This window comes from Luteimonas vadosa (assembly GCF_039543545.1).
Classification (GTDB): domain Bacteria; phylum Pseudomonadota; class Gammaproteobacteria; order Xanthomonadales; family Xanthomonadaceae; genus Luteimonas; species Luteimonas vadosa.
In genome coordinates this window covers 1,100,372-1,118,181 of record NZ_BAABJY010000002.1, presented here as the reverse complement: position 1 = coordinate 1,118,181, position 17,810 = coordinate 1,100,372, and the positions used below count along the sequence as shown (strand labels likewise).

Genomic DNA, 17,810 nt, shown 5'->3' with positions numbered 1-17,810 from the left:
TTCCATGGCTTGAGCACGGATTCCCCCGTGCAAGCAACCCGGGATCCGCGTTAGGCTGGGGAATTGCATCGACCGGGGGAACGCCATGACCGCCAGCACGCCGCTGCTCATCACCTTCGCCGTCTACCTGCTGATGATGGTCGGTATCGGCTTCTGGGCTTGGCGCTCGACCAAGACCTTCGACGATTACATCCTCGGCGGGCGCTCACTGGGCCCCTACGTCACGGCGCTGTCGGCAGGGGCCTCGGACATGAGCGGCTGGTTGCTGATGGGCCTGCCCGGTGCGCTCTACCTGGGGGGCGTGTCGGAGGCCTGGATCGCCTTGGGCCTGGTCGCCGGCGCGTACGCCAACTGGAAGTTCGTGGCCGGGCCGTTGCGGGTGTACACCGAGCGCAGCGACAACGCCCTGACCCTGCCGGACTACTTCACGAACCGCTTCCACGACCACGGGCGCACGCTGCGGGTGCTGTCGGCGCTGGTGATCCTCGTGTTCTTCGCCGTGTACTGCGCCTCGGGCGTGGTGGCGGGTGCGCGCCTGTTCGAGAGCGTGTTCGGCATGCCCTACGCCGAGGCGATCTGGTGGGGCGCGGCGGTGACCATCCTCTACACCCTGGTCGGCGGTTTCCTCGCAGTGAGTTGGACCGACACCGCGCAGGGGACGCTGATGCTGTTCGCGCTGCTGCTCACCCCGGTGTTGCTGCTGACCACCACCGGCGGGCTGGACAGCACGATCGCAGCGATCCAGGCCTCCGACCCGGTGCGCCTTGACTGGTTCCGGGGTGGCGAGCTCGGCCTCATCGGCATCGTGTCGCTGCTGGGCTGGGGCCTGGGCTACTTCGGCCAGCCGCACATCCTGGCCCGGTTCATGGCCGCCGACAGCATCGCCACGATCCCGAGCGCGCGGCGCATCGGCATGAGCTGGATGATGTTGTGCCTAGGCGGCTCGATGATCGTAGGCTTCCTGGGCATCGGTTACTTCGCCGCCCATCCGGAACAGGCCGTGCCGGTGGATGCCAATCCGGAGCGCGTCTTCATCGCCCTGGTCGAACTGCTCTTCAATCCTTGGGTGGCGGGCATCATCCTGTCCGCGATCCTGGCCGCGGTGATGAGCACCCTGTCCAGCCAGCTGCTGGTCTGCTCGAGCGTGCTGTCGGAGGACTTCTACCGCGGCTTCCTGCGACCGGCCGCCGGCCAGCGCGAGCTGGTCTGGGTCGGTCGCGCCAGCGTGCTGCTGGTGTCGCTGGTGGCCTTGTGGCTGGCGCGCGACCCGGACAGCCGCGTGCTGGGCCTGGTGGCCTATGCCTGGGCTGGCTTCGGCGCCGCCTTCGGCCCGGTGGTGATCCTGTCGCTGTTCTGGCAGCGCATGACGCGCAACGGCGCGCTGGCGGGCATGGTCGTCGGTGCATTGACGGTGATCCTGTGGAAACAGACGGGCAGCGCGTTGTACGAACTGGTCCCGGGTTTCATCGCAGCGTGCATCGCCATCGTCGTGGTCAGCCGCATGGGCAAGCCGCCTGCCGCAGACCTGCAGGCGACGCACCAGCAGGTGCATGCGACGCTGAAGGAAACGGGATACTGATGCGGCGGCGGGGTCGCGGTGCCGCGACGGAAGATTGAGGGTCCCGACGACGGCCGACCCCGACTGCCGGCGCAGGCTCAACCCGGAAGGGCATCCACGGACACGACGGACATGAAAGACATCGCACTGGCCATCATCGGCGGCACCGGCCTGTACCAGCTGGCCGGGCTGGAGGACATCGAGACGCTGGAACCGGAGACGCCGTACGGTGCGCCCTCCGGTCCGCTCCGCATCGGCACGCTGGCCGGCAAGCGGGTGGCGTTCCTGGCCCGCCATGGCGAGGGACACTCGGTTCCGCCGCACCGGATCAACTATCGCGCGAACCTGGCTGCGATCCGCGCCCTGGGCGCCGCGCCGGTGCTGGCGCTCAATACCGTCGGCGGCATCGGCGACCGCTTCGGCCCGAGGGTGCTGGCGTGTCCGGACCAGCTGATCGACTACACCTGGGGCCGCGTCTCGACCTTGTGCGAGGAACCGGGCACGGAAGTGCTGCATGTTGATTTCGGCGAGCCGTACTCCGCCGGACTGCGCAAGAGCCTCCTGTCCGCCGCCCAGGGCGCGGGCGTCGCCATCGTCGACGGTGGCTGCTACGCCGCCACCCAGGGTCCCCGGCTCGAGACCCGTGCCGAGATCGCGCGACTGCGACGCGATGGCTGCGACCTGGTCGGCATGACGGGCATGCCGGAGGCGGGTTTGGCACGCGAGCTGGGGATGGAATATGCCTGCCTGGCCATCGTCGCCAACTGGGCGGCAGGGGCCGGCCCGGATCCCGGGGAGACGATCACCCTCGAGGAAGTGCTCGCCAACGTTGCCGCCGCCTCGGAGCATTTGCCGGGCTTGTTCCGCCACCTGCTCGCGGGGTGATTGCCAGCGGCCCGCTTGCTTTGCATACTCGGCAGCGTGCCCCGGGCGCCTTGCATCGCCGGTGCACGCTTTCGCATTCCAGACGAGGTGGAAAGAGACATGCAATACGGCACAGTTAAGTGGTTCAACGACGCCAAGGGGTTCGGCTTCATCGCCCCCGAGGACGGCAGCGCGGACGTGTTCGTGCATTATTCCGCGATTGCCTCGGAGGGTTTCCGCAGCCTGCAGGAGGGCCAGCGCGTCAGCTATGAAGTCACGCAGGGACCCAAGGGCGCGCAGGCTGCCGGGGTGACGCCGGCCTGACTGCCGCGACACGCATCACTAGATTCCTTCAGACCCCGCTCCGGCGGGGTCTTTTTCATCCGGATCCTGCCCGTTGGCTTCGGCGTCCTGCGCGTGCCCGCAAAGCCGATAGGGCGATGCATCGACCAACCGCTGGTGTCGCGCGCTCAGCGGCCGACCGCCGTCCCAGCCGCGTTCGTAAGGCTCGATGGCCAGCACGCCGGGTTGCTCCTTGCTGTTGAACGTCAGCAGCAGGGGCCGTTCGCTGCCCTGCAAGGGCATCAGCCAGACGCTCATGCCCGCGTAATCCACGCCGCCATGGTTGGCGGCGTGCTCGAAGCGCCCCATGCGGTAGCGGGAGTCGCCGTTCTCGATGCCGAGCCCATTGCCGTCGACCGTAATGCGGGGGTGGCCGCTGCAGTCGCCGTCCGGTGCATAGCGGCCATGCAGGGCGGCGAACTGGTCGAGGTTGGGGAGTTCGATGGCGGCTGCGGGCGGCGAGCCGAAGACGAGGGTGCCGACGATGGCGAGGACAATGGCGAGGGCAAAGGCGCCTCCCAACTGCGTGCTGCGTCCCGGTTCTGTCGTGGGCATGCGGTCCTCCGCGGCGCATGATCGGCGATGCCGTGGGAAACGTCGCCCGTGGCGGTGGGCGGCCAGGGCGCGTGGACGGTGCCGTCAGTCGAGGAACTGCAGCCTGGCCAGTTCGGCATACAGGCCGTCCTGTGCCAGCAACTCGTCGTGGCTGCCTTCGGCGACGATGCGGCCGCCGTCCATCACCACGATGCGGTCTGCCTTGAGCACCGTGGCCAGCCGATGGGCGATGACCACGGTCGTACGGCCGGCCATCAACCGTTCCAGCGCCTGCTGCACGGCGCGCTCGCTTTGGGCGTCGAGTGCCGACGTCGCCTCGTCCAGCAGCAGGATCGGTGCATCCTTGAGCAGGGCACGCGCGATCGCGATGCGTTGTTGCTGGCCACCGGACAGCCGCGCGCCGCGCTCACCGAGCTGTTCGTCGTAGCCTTGCGGCAGCGCGGCAATGAATTCGTGGGCTTCGGCGGATCGCGCCGCCGCCTCGATCTCCGGGACGCCGGCCTCCAGCCGGCCGTAGCGGATGTTGTCGTGCGCGCTGGCGGCGAAGATCGCAGGTTGCTGCGGCACCAGGGCGATGTGCTCGCGCAGGGCAGGCGGATCCAGTTCACGGATGTCCATGCCGTCAAGCCGGACGCAGCCGGTTTGCGGGTCATGGAAACGCAGCAGCAACGCGAACACCGTGCTCTTGCCGGCGCCGGATGGCCCGACCAGGGCGACGGTTTCGCCGGGTTCGACCCGCAGCGAGAAGTCCCGCAGCGCGGGCGCGTCGGGACGCGATGGGTAGTGGAAACCCACGTCCCTGAGTTCGATCCGCCCGCGCAGCGGCACGGGCAGCGTCGCCGGGGAGGAGGGGGCGACGATGCCGGCGCGCTCGTCCAGCAGTTCGCTGATCCGGCCCATGCCGCCGGCGGCGCGCTGCAGTTCGTTCCAGACTTCCGCCAGCGCCCCGACCGAACCGCCGCCGAACAAGGCGTACAGCACGAACTGGCCGAGCGTCCCCGGCGTCAGGTCGCCCTGGACCACGTCGTGCGCACCCGACCAGAGCACCAGGGTGATGGCGCCGAAGACCACCGAGATCGCGACCGCCGTCACCAGAGATTGCATGGCGATGCGTCGACGCGCGGCCGCCACCGAGCGCGCGACCGCCTCGGCGAATCGCTGGCGCTCCCAAGGTTCGCGTGCGTGCGCCTGCACGGTACGGATCGCGCCGAGCGATTCGCTGGCCAAGGCGTTCGCGTCGGCGACCCGGTCCTGGCTCTGCCGCGAGATCCGGCCGACCCGGCGCCCGCCCAGTACCAAGGGCAGCACGAAGAGCGGGATGCCGACCAGCGTGTAGGCCGCCAGGCGCGGGCTGGTCACCACCATCATCGCCACGCTGCCCAGTACCATCACGATGCTGCGCAACGCCACCGACATGCTCGAACCGACAACGCTTCGCAGCAGCTCGGTGTCGGCGGTCAGGCGCGAGACCAGCTCGCCGCTGCGGGTCCGCTCGAAGAATGCCTGGTCGAGGCCGACCAGGTGCGCGTACAGCCGATTGCGCAGGTCCGCGACCACGCGCTCGCCGAGCAGCGATACGAAGAAGAACCGTGCGGCGGTGGCAAAGGCCAGCACCAGCGCGACGGCGAACAGGAGTGCGAAGGCGGCATCGATGTTGCCTCCGCTGCCGAAGCCCTGGTCGATCATCTTGCGGACCGCCACGGGCAGGCTGAGCGTCGCCGTCGACGATGCCGCCAATGCCAGCAGCCAGGCGCCGAACAGCGGCTTGTGCCGCATGACGAAGGGCCACAGCATGCGCAGTGCGCCAAGGCGCGGCCGCGCGGTGTCCGGATCGGCGCCGTTGCCGGAGCCGTGCTTGGGGAGGTCGGCCATCAGTCCTGGTCGTCGATGCGGACACGACCACGGGTGGCGTCGCGGAGGCGGTTTTTCAAGGCTGGGACGCTGCCTTCCGGCACGCGGGCGCCGAGGATGGCACCGGTGGCGTCGAAACGTTCGCTGGTCTTGACGCCACGGCATTGCGCCAGGGCGTCGTGCACCTCGGTGCTGTCAGGAAAGTCGCATGCGATCCGCACGCGCACGTAGCGCACGATCGGTCGCCTTGGCGCGGTGCGCAGGCACTCGGCGGCGGCACCGCCGTACGCGCGCACCAGGCCGCCCGCCCCCAGCTTGATGCCGCCGAACCAGCGCGTGACCACCACCAGCACCCGATCCAGTCCCTGGCCGTCGATCGCCGCGAGGATGGGTCGCCCTGCGGTGCCCGACGGTTCGCCGTCGTCGCTGGAGCGATAGTCGTCGCCGATGCGATAGGCCCAGCAGTTGTGGTTGGCCGTCGGGTCGGCGACCTCGGCAAGCAAGGCGAGGGCCGAGTGCGGCGAGTCCGCCGGGCCGGCGACCGCCAGGAAGCGGCTTCGCTTGACCTCTAGTACGTGGGTACTGCGACCGGCAAGGGTGTCTGGTGGTGGATTGGGAATGCGTCGTGTTCCTGATCATGTCCCGCCTGGTCGCGGGGAGTTGGGTCTGGATGGGTGGCGGGATCAGTCAAGCAGTGGCCGCAGGTCGGCCGGCACCTCGACCCGCGGGTACCGGCGATGGAACTCGCGGAGGCTTTCCCGGGCTGCTTCGATTTCGCCGTCGGCCCTTAGTTCGCGGATCCGCGCCAGCCACGCCGCGCGCACCGTGGGCGAGTCGACCGACGCCGGCGGGGCTTCGTCGAAGATCGCATCGGGCTCCTCGACCACCGGACCCTGGCGAACGCGCGAGCCGGTGGTCTCGATGCGTTCGAGCTCCGTGGATTGCTTGCCGGGTAGGGTCTTGCCCTCCATGGCGTCTTCGCGGGCCGCAGCGGCCTCGCCCGCGCGGGCGGCTGGCTCGCCCCCTGCGAGGTTTCCGGCCGCGCCGGTCGTTCGTGGGTCCGGCGCGGGCGACACGGGGGCGGTCGACGGAAAGGCTGAAGGGGCTGCCGGTGCCGGAGGTGGGGGCGGCGGCGGCGGAGCGGGGCGCGCTGCCTGCGACGCGGCTGCGTCCGCGCGTCGTGCGGCGTCCGTCGCCACATCCTCGTCGTCGGGTTCGGCACGGCGCGGCGCGATCTCCATTGCAGGCGCGGGCCGAGGCTCGACAGGCGGCGCAGGATCGCCAGCGCTTTCGGAGATTGCCTCGCTGGCGTCCTGCGCGACGACGGCGGAATCCCCCTCCCGCTGCGGGGGAACCGGCATGGCGACGGCCGCTGGGGCCTCCGAATACTGGACTTCGGTGTCCGGAAGGGGCCGCAGCTGCCAGGCCACGCCGGCGGCCAGCACCAGCGAAGCGGCCAGGCCGCCGCCAACCGGCCAGCGCTTCGGACGGCGGCCCACGCCCCGGCCGTGGGCGTGCCGGGATCCAGGCGCCGGCTTGGCCCCCGCCGCCGCGAGGATGCGCGCGTCGAGCGCCGCCGACGGCTCCGCGCCCGCACCCAGGCGCGAAAGCTGCCGCTGCAGCGCACGCTCTTCGGGGGCCAGGGGTTCGCGGTCGTTCATTCGTCCAGTCTCTTGCGCAGTTTCTCCATGGCGTAGCGCAGCCGGGATTTCACCGTTTCGCGGCCGACGCCCGTCACTTCGCCGATCTCCTCCAGGGTCAGTTCCTGCTCGAGCCGCAGCAGGATGACTTCGCGTTGTTCCGTCGGCAATTCGTCCAGGGCGCATTGCAAGCGCCGGCGCCGCTCGAATTCCGACAGGTTACGCTCCGGCGTGTCGGGATCGGGTACACGTTCGCTGCGCAGCTCCGCATCGGCGGGTGCGGGCGGACGGTGCTGCTGCGCCCGCCAATGATCGGCAAGGCGGTTGTGGGCGATCCGGAACAGCCACGTGGTGAACAGCGCCTCGGGCCGCCAGCCTTCGCGCGCCGAGATCACGCGCTGCCAGATCTCCTGGAACATCTCGTCCGCGAGCGCGCCATCGCGCAGCTGCCGCAACAGGAAGCGGTAGAGGCGGACGCGATGGCGGCCGTAGAGGATTTCGAACGCGGAGGCGTCCCCCCGGCCATAGGACAGCATCAGGGCCTCGTCGCTGGCAGGCGCGCTGTCATTGGCGGCGGGGCTGTCCATCGCTTGCAGGTTAAGCGCTGCCGGGGGCGGCGCAAAGGCCTCTCGCTCCGGGGCTGCCGACGAGGCGTGGCTTGCGGGAATCGGATCCATGGCACCCGAAACGTGCCGGGAACCGGGACGGGGTTGGCCGTTTGTCCGGCAGCGGACCGTTATGCTTGACGCATGAATGGGGGACGGACCGCTGCGAAGGGGGTGGAACGGGTAGGGGCGGCCACGCGTAAGGGATCCGCCTGCGCGGATCTGGCCGAAGTGGCCGCCACGCTGGCTGAGAGCTTGCCGACGGGATCCCGGGTGGCCGTGTGCTGGAGCGATCGGAGGCTCGGCAGCGGCTCGTCCGCGCTGCTGGATACCCCGGAGGCGCTCCTGGAACAGGCGCGCTCCCGTGTCCTCGATGCCGCCCATCCTCCCGGCGAAGACTGCATCGACCATGCCTGGGAGGATGACGACGCGAGGATGGCGATCGTGGCCAGGCTGCCCGAATCGTTGACCCCGTCGTCGGAACAGGCATGGTTGGCGCTGGCGCGGCGAGCTGTCGATGCGAGCCTGGCGGCGGCCTTGGCGGAGGCCCGGATCGAATCGCTGCGCAAGTCGGAGCGCCTGCAGCAGGCCTTGTATGAGATCGCCGACCTGGCCGGTTCCAACCTTGAGATGGACGAGGTCCTGGCCCGCATCCATGCCGTGGTCGGGACCCTGATGCCATCGGAGAACTTCTACATCGTGCTGTTCGATGAAAGCCGGCAGACGATCCGGTTCCTGTACTTCGTGGACCAGCTTGATCCCTGGGTGGCCGAACCCGAGCACGAGATCCCGGTTTCCGAACTGCCCAACAGCCTGACCGTGGCGATGCTCAGGCACGGCCGACCCCTGCTCGGCCCGTCTTCGGAGGTGCGCGCCGCACTGGGCGTCGAGCGCGATGACTCGCATGGCCCGGACGCGGCCGACTGGTTGGGCGTCCCGATGCGCCGCGACGACCAGGTCAGCGGTGGCATCGTGGTGCAGAGCTACGACCAGGCCGGGCGTTACAGCGAGGAGGACCGCGCGCTGCTGGAGTACGTGGCCCAGCACATCCTCACCGCGCTGGATCGGAAACAGGCGAAGCTCCTGCTCGAGCGCAGGGTCGACGAGCGCACGCGGGAACTGCAGCAGGCGAACACGGTGATGCAGGCCGAGATCATCGAGCGCCAGCGCGCGGAGCAGCTGCAAAGGGCGCTCTACCGGATCAGTGAATTGTCGGTGGCCGCGGGCAGCATCGAACAGTTCTGCGCCGACGTGCATGCCGTGGTCGGCGAGTTGCTGTATGCCCGCAACTTCTACATCGCGATGGTCTCGGCAGACGGCGGCCACCTGGAGTTCAGCTACTCGGTGGACGAGCACGACAAGGTCCGCGAGCCCCGTCCGATGGGCAAGGGTTTGAGCGAATACGTCATCAATTCGGCGGAAGCGTTGCGTGCCGATCGCGAGACCATTGCAAGGCTCCACGCCGAGGGAAAAGTCCTGAGCCAGGGCGCACAGGCCCACTCCTGGCTGGGCGTGCCGCTGTCCCGGGACGGGGCGGCGATCGGCGTGCTCGCCGTGCAAAGCTACAGCGAGGAGATCGTGTTCACCCTGCGTGACCAGGACCTGCTCACTTTCGTCGCGTACCACATTGACAATGCCCTTGCCCGCAAACGGGCGCAGGAGTCGCTCAAGGCCGCGCACGCCGAACTCGAATCCCGGGTGGAGTCGCGGACGCGGGAACTCGAGGAGGCGAACCAGGAGCTGCGCGCGCAGATCGGCGAGCGGCTCCATGCCGAAGAACAGTTGACCCACCAAGCCCGGCACGACCACCTCACCGGCCTGCCCAACCGGATCCAGCTGCTGGAGCGCCTGGATGGCGCGATCGCCGCCATGCAAGGCGGCGGGCGCCAGCCGTTCGCGGTGCTGTTCCTGGACCTGGATCGCTTCAAGCTGGTCAACGACAGCGTGGGGCATGCCGCAGGCGACCGGATGCTGGTGGAGACCGGGCGCCGGATCGGCGCGCTGCTGGACGCAAAGGACATGGTCGCCCGGCTGGGAGGCGACGAGTTCGCCATCCTGCTCGAGGACCCCGTCGACGCGGAGGCCATCACCGGCATGGCGTCCGGGATCCTGGCTGCGCTCGGCGAGCCGATGTGGATCGCCGGGCGGGAGCTGTTTCCATCGGCAAGCATCGGCATCGCGGTCTGGCAACCGCAGTATCGTCGCGGGCAGGACATGCTCCGCGACGCCGATGCGGCCATGTACCGCGCCAAGGCGCGGGGGCGCGACCGCAGCGAGCTCTTCGACGACCGGATGCGCGCGGAAGCCACGCGCCTGCTCGACCTGGAGGCGGACCTGCGCCGCGCAATCCTCAAGGACGCCTTCGAGCCGGCGTTCCAGCCCATCGTGCGGCTCCAGGACGGCTCCGTGGTCGGGCACGAGGCCTTGCTGCGTTGGAACCACGAGTCACGCGGCGTGCTCGCGCCGGGGGAATTCATCGGCGTCGGCGAGGACAGCGGTCTCATCGAACAGGTCGACTGGCTCCTCTACAGCCGGGTTTGCGGCTGGATGGCGCGGCACGGGGAGGGCTACGTCTCGATCAACGTCTCGCCGCGCCACCTGCGCTCGGACGACTTTGCCGAGCGCCTGCTGCGGATGCTGGACGATGCCGGTGCGGATCCACGGCGGCTGAGGATCGAGATCACGGAGGTGGCCCTGCTCGACGATGCGCCGCGCGCGCTGCGGCTGTTCAACATCCTGCGCGAGCACGGCGTGCTGGTCCTGCTCGACGACTTCGGCACCGGATTCTCGGCGTTGTCCTACCTGCATCGCTTCCCCATCCATGCGCTCAAGATCGACCGCAGCTTCGTCAGCGGCCTGGACGGGGAGATGCATGCCGAAAGCCTCGCCCTGGTACGCGCCATCCTCGCGCTGGCGGGAACGCTCGGCATCGACGCGATCGGGGAGGGCATCGAGACCGCCCGCCAGCGGGAAATCCTTCTGGAGCTCGGGTGTGCGTACGGGCAGGGGTACCTGTATGGCCGCCCGGTGCCCGAGCCAGCGGCACCGGGCAAACCTGCACCGGCCTAGTCGGCGACCACGCCGACCCGAGTGTCGGTGCCGTCGCTCAGTGCGCGGGCCGCGTGGACGAGTTCGAGGAACTCGCCGCGCAACCCCCAGCGATCACGGCCGCGTGACCGCTCGGCGCTGCGTGCGATGGCCTGCCAGTCCCAGCCTTCCAGGTTAGTCCCGCCACGCAGCGCGTCGGCATAGGCCGCGACCGTCGCCGCGAAACGAAGCGCGTCGCCGGGTTCGGCCTGCAATGCGTCGCGCAGGACCGGGGTTTCGATCAGCCGGCTGGCGGCGTCGCCGGGACGCTTGTAGCGCAGCCGCAGGTGCGCCAGCTCCGTCGCGCGCTGGCGCGAGGCCCCGGGCTTGCGTCCGCCGTAGCGCAAAGCGGGCAGGCGTTCGACGCCGGAGCCCACGAGGGTGATCTCATACAGCGCCGTGACCTCGTGACCGGCGCCGATGTCGCCGGCATCGACCTTGTCGTTGGCGAAGTCCTCCTGCCGGAGCAGGCGGTTCTCGTAGCCGATGAGCCGGTACTCGGCCACCAGCGCTGGATTGAACTCGACCTGGATCTTGACGTCGCGGGCGATGGTCAGCAGGGTCGATTGCATTTCCTCGACCAGCACCTTGCGTGCCTCGTCCAGCGTATCGATGTAGGCATGGGTGCCGTCGCCGACGTCCGCGAGCCGTTCCGCCAAGGCGTCGTTGTAGTTGCCCTGGCCGAATCCCAGCGTGGTCAGCGCAATGCCCGACTTGCGCTGGTCGGCGACCAGGGTCTCCAGCGCGCCTCCGTCGATGGTGCCGACGTTGAAGTCGCCATCGGTGGCGAGGATGACGCGGTTGACGCCCTTGTCGACGAAGGCGCGCCTGCCCATCTCGTAGGCCAGCTGGATGCCGGCCCCGCCGTGGGTGCTGCCCCCAGCCTGGAGGCGGTCAAGCGCCCCCAGGATCTCGTCGCGCCGGTCTCCCGGCGTCGGCGGCAGCACCAGTCCGGCGGAGCCGGCGTACACCACGATCGACACCCGGTCCTGCGCGCGCAGTTGCGAAGCGAGCGCCGCGAAGGACTGCTTCAGCAGCGGCAGCTTGTCGGGAGCGTTCATCGAGCCGGAGGTGTCGATCAGGAACACCAGGTTGGCCGGCGGCAACTCGGCCTTGGGCACGTCGTAGCCCATGATGCCGATCATCAGCAACTGGCGCTTGCCGTTCCACGGCGCGGGCGCGAGTTCGGTGGTGACCCGGAACGGGGTCGCCAAGGATGTCGGCGCGGGGTGGCCGTAGTCGAAGTAGTTGATGAACTCCTCGGCGCGCACGGCGTCCGCCGGCGGGCGAATGCCCTGGCGCAGCATGCGGCGCACATTGCTGTAGCTGCCGGTGTCGACGTCGATCGAAAAGGTGGAGACCGGTTGCTCGCTGGCGCGCTGGACCGGGTTGTCCTCGCGCTCGGCATAACGTTCGGTGTTCGCCGGCTGGGTGTAATAGGGCGGGGGAGGGGGCGCGATGGCCACCGGGGCGGGTGCGACGTTGCCCGCACGCTGCAGTCGCGCGCCGGTCGCCATGACCTGGTCGAGTGCGACCTTGGCTTCTGCGGGTGCGGGGTTGGTCTGCCGCCCTGCTGGCGGCCGCGCGAGGCTTTCGCTTTCGCGGTGTTCGGCGTCGGCCGACCGTTCGACCAACGCGGCGTCCCGTCCACGCGAGCTTTCGTGGGGTTCCGTGCGTGCCTGGCTGGTGGAATCGGATGGCCTGTCCTGCGTGTCCGATACCGTGCTTTGGCACGCGGGCAGCGACAGGGCCAGAAGCAGCGCGACGGCGAGGCTGTTGGGGGCGTAGCGGGGGCGTTGCATGGGCGGTCTCCCGTGGTGGTCGGGGAGGCAAACGCCTGCACGCTGCGGATGGGGTTAACGGGGCTGACGACCACTGTCATGGGTGGTTACGGGCACGATCCGACCGGCCGCATTCCGGCACGGCTTCATTTGCTTTCGAATTGCACGGCGATGCGGCGATGGCGCCCGCGTTCCCGTGCTTCCTAGCCCCGGATCACGAGCAGGCGTGGCTCCGTCATGTCCTCGATGGCGTAGCGCAACCCCTCGCGGCCGAAGCCCGAGTCCTTGACCCCGCCGTAGGGCATGTTGTCGACGCGGAAGCTGGGCACGTCGCCGACCACCACCCCGCCGACCTCGAGCACGTCCCAGGCGCGCATGGCGTGGGCCAGGCTGCCGGTGAACACGCCTGCCTGGAGGCCGAAGCGGCTGTCGTTGACGCGGCGCAGCGCGTCGTCGAAATCCTCGAACGCCTCCAGCACGGCGACCGGTCCGAAGGCCTCGTTCCGGTACAACTCCGTATCGTGCGGCACGTCCTCGAGCAGGGCCGCGGGCAGCATGTTGCCCTGGCGCTTGCCTTCCACCAGCACCTTGGCGCCGGCCTTCTTCGCGGCCTTGATCCAGTCTTCGACGCGGTTGGCCGCGTCCTCGTCGATCATCGGACCGACGAAGGTCTTCTCGTCGCGCGGGTCGCCGCAGGGGAGCTTGGACACGGCGGCCTTGAGTTTCCTGCGCAGCGTGGCGTAGATGTCGGCGTGCGCGTAGATGCGTTGCACGCCGATGCAGCTTTGCCCGGACTGGTAGTAGCCGCCGACGACGAGGCGCTCGACGACCTCGTCCAGGGCTCTCCCGGGATCGGCATCGACGACGCACGCCGCATTGCCGCCCAGTTCCAGCACCACTTTCTTCTTGCCGGCGCGTGCCTTCAAGTCCCAGCCGACCAGGCCGCCGGTGAACGACAGCAGCTTGATGCGCTCGTCCTCGACCAGCAGGCCGGCGTCTTCGTTGCTGCAGGGCATAACCGAGAACGCACCCTTGGGCAGGTCGGTCTCGGCCAGCACCTCGGCGATGATGAGCGCGCCCACCGGCGTTTTGGCCGCGGGCTTGAGCACGAACGGACAACCCGCCGCGATCGCCGGCGCGACCTTGTGCGCGACCAGGTTGAGCGGGAAGTTGAACGGGGTAATGAAGGCGCAGGGCCCGATCGGTACGCGCCTGACCATGCCGCGATAGCCGCGGGTGCGCTCCGAGATCTCCAGGTCGAGCACTTCGCCGCCAAGCCGCGTGGCTTCGGCGGCGGCGACGCGGAAGGTGTCGATCAGGCGGGTGACCTCGCCGCGCGCGTCCTTGATCGGTTTGCCTGCCTCGATGCAGAGCGCCAGCGCGAGTTCATCCTCACGCTCCCGGAAACGGCGGACGCAATGCTCGAGCACGTCGCGACGCGCGTCGTGCGGGAACGCGGCCATCGCCCCGCGTGCCTTGTGCGCCGCGGTGATCGCATTGCGCACCGCGGCGGTGTCGGCAAACGCGACGCGGGTCGCGCGCTTTCCCGTGTACTTGTCGAGGACTTCCAGGTCGGTGTTGGCCGCGACCGCCTTGCCTGCGAGGTAGTAGGGATAGCTGGCGGCCAGGCCGTCGCTGGGGGTGGCTTTGCGCTGCTTCGAGGGCTTGGCGGTCATGGCGTTGGGGCGGTCGAAAGAGTACCGAAGCGTATTGGTTCCGGCGTTATCGGCGGGTCACGGCGGCGACGGTGCGCAGAGGCGAAGCGCCGGTGGGAGCGGCTTGTAGCCGCGAGCATTTTTAACGGAACGCCGGGATTCGAGAGAAGGGCGCGCGGCAATGCGTCGCCCTGCAGGCGAAACAGTTCGGTCAGCGGTCCGTTTGCTTTCTCGATTCCACCCGCACCTCCAGCGCCCCGTCGCCCAGCCGCGCGTCGAGCCGATCGCCGATGCCGGCGTCGCTGATGCTGCGTACCACGCGCCCGTCCTCGTGCTGGAGGATCGCGTAACCACGGGCCACGGTCGCCAGCGGGCTGACCGTCTCCAGCGAGCGGGCGATGCCACGCAGGCGCAGCGCGTCGCGCTGCAGCTGCCGGACGACGGCGGCCTGCGGGCGCTGCGACAGCGCAACGATACGCTCGCGCAGTACCGACAACCGCCGCTGTGGATGCATCGCGCGGAGCACGGCATCGGCATGCCGTAGTGGCGCTGCCCGGATGCCTGCGAGTACGCGCCATGCGGCACCCAGCCTGCGATGGGCCTCCTGGTGGCGCAGCCGAGCGGCTTGCAGCCGGGCTTGGGGTCGCAAGGCCTGCAGGCGCAGCCCGGCCCGGTCGCTGCGCTGCATCGAATTGCGTAACCGGTTCTGGTGCAGGTCGGTGAGACGCTGGTTCATCGCGCGCAGGCGCGCAAGGAGGTCGACGCGTTGAGGAACCAGCAGTTCGGCCGCCGCCGAGGGTGTCGGTGCGCGCAGGTCGGCTGCGAATTCGGCGAGGCAGAAGTCCGTCTCATGGCCCACCGCGGCCACCACGGGCACCGGGCAGGCTGCGATGGCACGGGCCAGCGCCTCGTCGTTGAAAGCCCACAGGTCCTCCAGCGATCCGCCGCCGCGGGTCAGCAGCAGCGCGTCGAAGCGTTCGCTCGCGGCGGCGTGCTCCAGCATGGCGACGATCTGAGGGGCGGCGCCGTCGCCCTGCACCGGCACGGGGAGCACCTCGACGGCGATCAACGGAAATCGTCGCCCCAGCACGCTGAGCACGTCGCGCACCGCGGCGCCGGAGGGTGAAGTGATCACGCCCAACCGGCGCACGAAGGCGGGCAGGGCGCGCTTGCGCTCGGCATCGAACACCCCCTCCGCCTGCAGCCGGGCCTTGAGCTGCTCGAACGCACGCCTCAGCGCTCCCTCGCCGGCTTCCTCCAGGGAATCGAGGATCAGCTGGTAGTCGCCGCGTGCTTCGTACAGCGTGAGCCGGCCGCGCGCCTGGACCTGCAGGCCCTCGCGCGGCTGGAAGTTCAGCCACTGGCTCTTGGGCTTGAACAGTGCGCAGCGCACCTGGGCCCTGGCGTCCTTGAGGGTGAAGTACAGGTGGCCGGAGGCGGGCCTCGACACGTTGCCCAGTTCGCCTTCGACCACCACCAGGGGGAAGGCATCCTCCAGCAGGCTGCGCGCCAGCGCATTGAGCTGTGAGGGGGTCAGGATGTGGTCGGCGGAAGGCGCGGCGGGCGACATGGGCTCAGCATATCGCTTTGGTGGCGAGGGTCGGGCGCAGCAAGCTCGTCGCTACCCCTTCCCCCGCTTGCGGGGGAAGGTTGGGATGGGGGCGTGCCGGAGGCGGTTGTCTCCGGTTTTCGGGAAAGAATCGAGTGGGGTGACCGCACTCGACGACCTTGCCCGAGAGAAACATCCGCGCTCCGTCGCCCCCACCCATGCCCCTCCCCCGCACGCGGGGGAGGGGTTCAAGCCGTTCCCTTGCCAGGTTGGCGTTGCAAGGTGGCACAGCGTGGGGCCGTGGATTTCGCGGACTGGCGCTAAAATGACGCCATGTCCGCACAACCGCTGCCCTGTACATCGTTGATCGAGTCGCGCTTCGGCCCCGCGCCGCGCCGTGCGACCCGGCAGGTCGTGATCGGCGGCGTGCGCGTGGGCGGCGATGCGCCGGTCGTGGTGCAGTCGATGACCAATACCGACACCGCGGATGTCGCTGCCACGGTGAAGCAGGTCGCGGCCCTGTGGCGCGCGGGCTCCGAGATCGTGCGGGTGACCGTGAACAACCCGGAGTCTGCGGCCGCCGTGCCGCGCATCGTCGACAAGCTGGCGATGATGGGCGTCGAGGTGCCGATCGTCGGCGACTTCCACTACAACGGACACCAGTTGCTGGCAGACGAGCCGGCGTGCGCGCAGGCGCTTGCCAAATACCGGATCAATCCCGGCAACGTCGGCTTCGGGCGCAAGCGCGACAGCCAGTTCGCGCAGATGATCGAGCTGGCCAACCGGTACGGGAAACCGGTGCGGATCGGCGTCAACTGGGGTTCGCTGGACCAGTCGCTGGCCACCGCACTGATGGACGAGAACGCGCGGCGCGAAGTGCCCTGGGATGCGGGCCGGGTCCTGCGCGAGGCGCTGATCCGTTCCGCGCTCGATTCGGCCGGGCGGGCGGTCGAGCTGGGCATGCCCCGCGAGCGCATCGTGCTGTCGTGCAAGGTCAGCGGCGTGCAGGAACTCGTCGCCGTCTACCGGGAGCTCGCGACGCGCAGCGACTACGCGCTCCACCTGGGCCTGACCGAGGCCGGCATCGGCAGCAAGGGCATCGTCGCCTCCAGCGCGGCCCTGGCGGTGCTGTTGCAGGAAGGCATCGGCGACACCATCCGCATCTCGCTCACGCCCGAGCCCGGCGCGCCGCGCACCCAGGAGGTGGTGGTCGCGCAGGAATTGCTGCAGACGATGGGGCTGCGCGCGTTCACGCCGATGGTGACCGCTTGCCCCGGCTGCGGGCGCACCACCTCGGAATTCTTCCAGCAACTGGCCAAGGACGTGCAGGAGCACGTGCGCGACCGCATGCCGCAATGGCGGATCAGCCATCCCGGCGCCGAGAACCTGACCCTCGCGGTGATGGGATGCGTGGTCAATGGCCCGGGCGAATCCCGGCATGCCGACATCGGCATCTCCCTGCCCGGGACGGGCGAGGCGCCGTCGGCGCCGGTCTTCGTCGACGGTGAAAAGACCGTCACCTTGCGTGGCGATAGCATTGCGGCCGATTTCGTCGCGCTGGTCGATGACTATGTCGAACGCAAGTACGGACAAGCCAGGGACCCTGCCGGCACCGGCTGAGGCCGTCGAGGCCGTCAAGACCGAGGCGCGCGTGGGCAACGCGTTCCTGCGCGTCCACGGCCGGCGGCTGCTGCTGGTCTTCGCGGGGCTGTTGCTGCCGTTGTGGGGATACGGGGAGCTGGTGGACCACTTGCGCGATGGCGAAGTGTTCGCGTTCGACCAGCCCGGCCTGGAGGTCGCGCACGCGATGGCGAGCGCCGGGTACGACCGCCTGTTCATTGCGATGTCGGCACTGGGCTACCTGTACGGGGTCGTGCCGATCGACATCCTGCTGGTACTCGGCCTGGCGATCCGGCGCCACTTCCGGGCGGGCGTGTTCGTGGCGGCATCGGTGGTCGGTTCGGCCCTGCTCAACCTGGCGGCCAAGCATGCCTATGCACGCGTGCGCCCGAGCCTCTGGAATTCGATCGCCCCGGAAACCACCTTCAGCTTCCCAAGCGGCCATGCCATGGGCTCGATGACCTTGGCCGCGGTCGTGGTGCTGCTGTGCTGGTGGACGCGTTGGCGGTGGATCGCCATCGCGGTTGCCGCGGGGTTCGTGGTCCTGGTCGGGCTGTCGCGCATCTACCTGGGCGTGCACTACCCCTCGGACATCCTTGCCGGCTGGACGGCGGCGCTGGTCTGGACCGTGGCCAACTACGGGCTGGTCTACAGCGGCGGGCGGCGGCCCTGGCAGGGGATCGACGTCGCATGACGCCGCCGG

14 protein-coding genes are annotated in these 17,810 nt (G+C 69.4%); 6 read left to right on the top strand and 8 right to left on the bottom strand.

Annotated elements, in window-relative coordinates; all coding sequences use genetic code 11:
- Positions 1-85: 85 nt before the first annotated feature.
- The 3 genes from putP to ABD970_RS10965 all read left to right on the top strand — a co-directional run bounded on the left by putP (position 86) and on the right by ABD970_RS10965 (position 2,746).
- On the top strand, positions 86-1,579 hold the full coding sequence (putP, locus tag ABD970_RS10975) for a sodium/proline symporter PutP (RefSeq protein WP_345295502.1): 1,494 nt from the start codon (positions 86-88) through the stop codon (positions 1,577-1,579).
- A gap of 111 nt (positions 1,580-1,690) precedes the next feature.
- A complete protein-coding gene (locus ABD970_RS10970; protein WP_345295501.1) occupies positions 1,691-2,443 on the top strand; it encodes an S-methyl-5'-thioinosine phosphorylase in 753 nt (250 codons plus the stop codon).
- A 99-nt stretch (positions 2,444-2,542) separates the two neighbouring features.
- Positions 2,543-2,746 carry a cold-shock protein gene (locus tag ABD970_RS10965; RefSeq protein WP_345295500.1) on the top strand — a complete coding sequence of 68 codons (204 nt, stop codon included), beginning with the start codon at positions 2,543-2,545 and terminating at the stop codon, positions 2,744-2,746.
- Positions 2,747-2,764: 18 nt separating this feature from the next.
- Here ABD970_RS10965 and ABD970_RS10960 read toward each other — a convergent pair whose 3' ends face one another.
- The 5 genes from ABD970_RS10960 to ABD970_RS10940 form a co-directional block, all read right to left on the bottom strand.
- Positions 2,765-3,319, bottom strand: a complete 555-nt coding sequence (locus tag ABD970_RS10960) for a hypothetical protein (RefSeq protein ID WP_345295499.1) — start codon at positions 3,317-3,319, stop codon at positions 2,765-2,767.
- Between the two features lie 84 nt (positions 3,320-3,403).
- A complete protein-coding gene (locus ABD970_RS10955; RefSeq protein ID WP_345295498.1) occupies positions 3,404-5,191 on the bottom strand; it encodes an ABC transporter transmembrane domain-containing protein in 1,788 nt (595 codons plus the stop codon).
- Positions 5,191-5,790, bottom strand: coding sequence for an IMPACT family protein (locus ABD970_RS10950; protein WP_345295720.1), 600 nt, complete (start codon positions 5,788-5,790; stop codon positions 5,191-5,193). Before ABD970_RS10950 ends, ABD970_RS10955 begins: the two co-directional genes overlap by 1 nt.
- A 63-nt stretch (positions 5,791-5,853) precedes the next feature.
- Positions 5,854-6,831, bottom strand: a complete 978-nt coding sequence (locus ABD970_RS10945) for a hypothetical protein (protein ID WP_345295497.1) — start codon at positions 6,829-6,831, stop codon at positions 5,854-5,856.
- The gene (locus ABD970_RS10940; RefSeq protein ID WP_345295496.1) at positions 6,828-7,397 is read right to left on the bottom strand and encodes an RNA polymerase sigma factor; all 570 of its coding nucleotides are present in this window, start codon (positions 7,395-7,397) and stop codon (positions 6,828-6,830) included. Before ABD970_RS10940 ends, ABD970_RS10945 begins: the two co-directional genes overlap by 4 nt.
- Before the next feature lie 273 nt (positions 7,398-7,670).
- Here ABD970_RS10940 and ABD970_RS10935 point away from each other — a divergent pair, with 273 nt between their 5' ends.
- A complete protein-coding gene (locus tag ABD970_RS10935) occupies positions 7,671-10,484 on the top strand; it encodes an EAL domain-containing protein (protein ID WP_345295495.1) in 2,814 nt (937 codons plus the stop codon).
- Here ABD970_RS10935 and ABD970_RS10930 read toward each other — a convergent pair.
- From ABD970_RS10930 to xseA, 3 genes are all read right to left on the bottom strand, one after another.
- Entirely contained in the window at positions 10,481-12,304 is a 1,824-nt protein-coding gene (locus tag ABD970_RS10930; protein ID WP_345295494.1) for a vWA domain-containing protein, read from the bottom strand. The genes ABD970_RS10935 and ABD970_RS10930 overlap by 4 nt on opposite strands.
- A 182-nt stretch (positions 12,305-12,486) precedes the next feature.
- Positions 12,487-13,959 (bottom strand): aldehyde dehydrogenase family protein, encoded by a 1,473-nt coding sequence (locus ABD970_RS10925; RefSeq protein WP_345295493.1) that lies wholly within the window; start codon positions 13,957-13,959, stop codon positions 12,487-12,489.
- A gap of 190 nt (positions 13,960-14,149) precedes the next feature.
- Complete coding sequence (xseA, locus tag ABD970_RS10920) at positions 14,150-15,508, bottom strand: exodeoxyribonuclease VII large subunit (RefSeq protein ID WP_345295492.1); 1,359 nt, start codon at positions 15,506-15,508, stop codon at positions 14,150-14,152.
- A gap of 312 nt (positions 15,509-15,820) precedes the next feature.
- Here xseA and ispG point away from each other — a divergent pair, with 312 nt between their 5' ends.
- Positions 15,821-17,107, top strand: a complete 1,287-nt coding sequence (gene ispG, locus ABD970_RS10915; protein WP_345295491.1) for a flavodoxin-dependent (E)-4-hydroxy-3-methylbut-2-enyl-diphosphate synthase — start codon at positions 15,821-15,823, stop codon at positions 17,105-17,107.
- Entirely contained in the window at positions 17,058-17,801 is a 744-nt protein-coding gene (locus ABD970_RS10910; protein WP_425563101.1) for a phosphatase PAP2 family protein, read from the top strand. The genes ispG and ABD970_RS10910 overlap by 50 nt, the downstream gene beginning before the upstream one ends.
- Positions 17,802-17,810 lie beyond the last annotated feature (9 nt).

Coding starts and splice junctions, on each gene's coding strand:
- putP (WP_345295502.1), top strand. CDS start 86: ATGACCGCCAGCACGCCGCTGCTCATCACCTTCGCCGTCTACCTGCTG.
- ABD970_RS10970 (WP_345295501.1), top strand. CDS start 1,691: ATGAAAGACATCGCACTGGCCATCATCGGCGGCACCGGCCTGTACCAG.
- ABD970_RS10965 (WP_345295500.1), top strand. CDS start 2,543: ATGCAATACGGCACAGTTAAGTGGTTCAACGACGCCAAGGGGTTCGGC.
- ABD970_RS10960 (WP_345295499.1), bottom strand. CDS start 3,319: ATGCCCACGACAGAACCGGGACGCAGCACGCAGTTGGGAGGCGCCTTT.
- ABD970_RS10955 (WP_345295498.1), bottom strand. CDS start 5,191: ATGGCCGACCTCCCCAAGCACGGCTCCGGCAACGGCGCCGATCCGGAC.
- ABD970_RS10945 (WP_345295497.1), bottom strand. CDS start 6,831: ATGAACGACCGCGAACCCCTGGCCCCCGAAGAGCGTGCGCTGCAGCGG.
- ABD970_RS10940 (WP_345295496.1), bottom strand. CDS start 7,397: ATGGACAGCCCCGCCGCCAATGACAGCGCGCCTGCCAGCGACGAGGCC.
- ABD970_RS10930 (WP_345295494.1), bottom strand. CDS start 12,304: ATGCAACGCCCCCGCTACGCCCCCAACAGCCTCGCCGTCGCGCTGCTT.
- ABD970_RS10925 (WP_345295493.1), bottom strand. CDS start 13,959: ATGACCGCCAAGCCCTCGAAGCAGCGCAAAGCCACCCCCAGCGACGGC.
- xseA (WP_345295492.1), bottom strand. CDS start 15,508: ATGTCGCCCGCCGCGCCTTCCGCCGACCACATCCTGACCCCCTCACAG.
- ispG (WP_345295491.1), top strand. CDS start 15,821: ATGTCCGCACAACCGCTGCCCTGTACATCGTTGATCGAGTCGCGCTTC.
- ABD970_RS10910 (WP_425563101.1), top strand. CDS start 17,058: ATGTCGAACGCAAGTACGGACAAGCCAGGGACCCTGCCGGCACCGGCT.